The sequence below is a fragment of the Listeria floridensis FSL S10-1187 genome (assembly GCF_000525875.1).
GTDB lineage: Bacteria > Bacillota > Bacilli > Lactobacillales > Listeriaceae > Listeria > Listeria floridensis.
On the sequence record NZ_AODF01000081.1, the window covers coordinates 1 to 1,419 of the forward strand.

At 42.0% G+C, this 1,419-nt stretch carries 2 protein-coding genes and 1 pseudogene; all 3 read right to left on the reverse strand.

Features of this window, described 5'->3' with window-relative positions; genetic code table 11:
- Positions 1–129: 129 nt before the first annotated feature.
- The gene (locus tag MFLO_RS14270) at positions 130–330 is read right to left on the reverse strand and encodes a hypothetical protein (protein WP_036098734.1); all 201 of its coding nucleotides are present in this window, start codon (positions 328–330) and stop codon (positions 130–132) included.
- Positions 327–830 carry a RuvC family protein gene (locus tag MFLO_RS14275; protein ID WP_036098735.1) on the reverse strand — a complete coding sequence of 168 codons (504 nt, stop codon included), beginning with the start codon at positions 828–830 and terminating at the stop codon, positions 327–329. Before MFLO_RS14275 ends, MFLO_RS14270 begins: the two co-directional genes overlap by 4 nt.
- Positions 827–1,419 (reverse strand): annotated as a pseudogene (locus MFLO_RS15800) (hypothetical protein); the annotation flags it as partial. The gene MFLO_RS14275 and the pseudogene MFLO_RS15800, both read right to left, overlap by 4 nt.

Genomic DNA, 1,419 nt, shown 5'->3' on the forward strand with positions numbered 1-1,419 from the left:
CTAATACTTCGAGTTTACAATTTACTAAAGATACATTTAAAGGCCATTCAACTACTTGTAAAGCAAAGCTAGTAGCTACACAAGGCGAGCACTGACCCTTGCTATAAAATTCAAGTACGTATTGTTGCATTAATTATCGTCCTCCAAACTTAGAATCGCGATTAACAACGAAATTGCGGCTGATGTAACGGAAATAAGTGCAATCGGAATAGCTACAATCATTGCAAAGACCGTACCTATCCAACAAATAATAAAGAAAAAGACGAAGAATAGAACAAACGTGACAAGCCACATCAATAAAAAGTGGGCGATTTTATTTAAAGTTTTCAAGGTATTAATCCTTCCTTCACAGCAATATGTAATGCGAGTGAGCACGCATCGCTCTCGTCATCACTAGCAAAATCGCCTTTAAAGCCTGTCCATTCGCGCACAGCCTGCGCCACTTCCGGCTTTTTAGCTTTGCCATTCTTTGCGACCGTTTTAAAATGGCTGGCCGGTGTGACCGGATCATGTGTATAATTCAACTCGAACACTTTCAAAGCCTGATCAATCGCGCTCCAAGCAGCGAAGACAGGGGCATTCTGCTTCCATGTGCGCCCTTGAAAGAGCTCACGTGCAATGTAGTCAAAACCTTTTTTACGATGTTTTTCCATGAAGAAAACTGCCCAAGCATAAACAATTGAGGTGCGCACAGCCACAGAGTCCTTGCTACTCGTTTTAATGTTACTTTTATCAATGATTGTTGCGGCACCATCTGCGATTTCAATTAGCGCAACACCAGGCTGCCCAAGAGAAATGTCAAAGGCAAGCACCCGCTTAATTTCTGTCACACGCATTCTCTCCGTTCTTTTATATCCTCAAAAGCGGCATAATACTGTTCTTTTTTGTACTCTGGTTGACTGGATTTCAGCACCTTTTTAACATACTGCTTAACTTGGCCAAATTCTTCGTCAGTCAACGACTGTGCAGTTGCAGTTTTAAAGTTATTAAATGTCCAACTGTCAATATCAAAAGGCGGCAACTCTTTGCGCTGTACACTCACTAACACTTCAGTTAAATAGTTGAACAGCTTGGCTCGGTCGTCTTCTGTCGTCTGAACTCCGAAGCATTTTAGGTCAGGCGCTTCGTCAAAGGTTGCAAACCAACCTTTCTTGCTCAAATTCACGTAAAGAATTAAATAGTAATCAAGAGGTTGCCCCGTTTCAGGATCGCGGTACATATATGAGTAAGCAACCGTTTGCTTGATGTGTTTTGCTTCAGGCTCTTTCATGCTGTAGTCGCTTGTACGGCTGTATGTCGTTTGCTTCGACTTGATTTCTAGCCCAATCCGATGTACCTTACCTTTATCATCGGTGTAGTGCATAATACCATCTGGCGTTCCATATAAATAAAAGTCAAATCCGTTGTGCTGAACTGGCA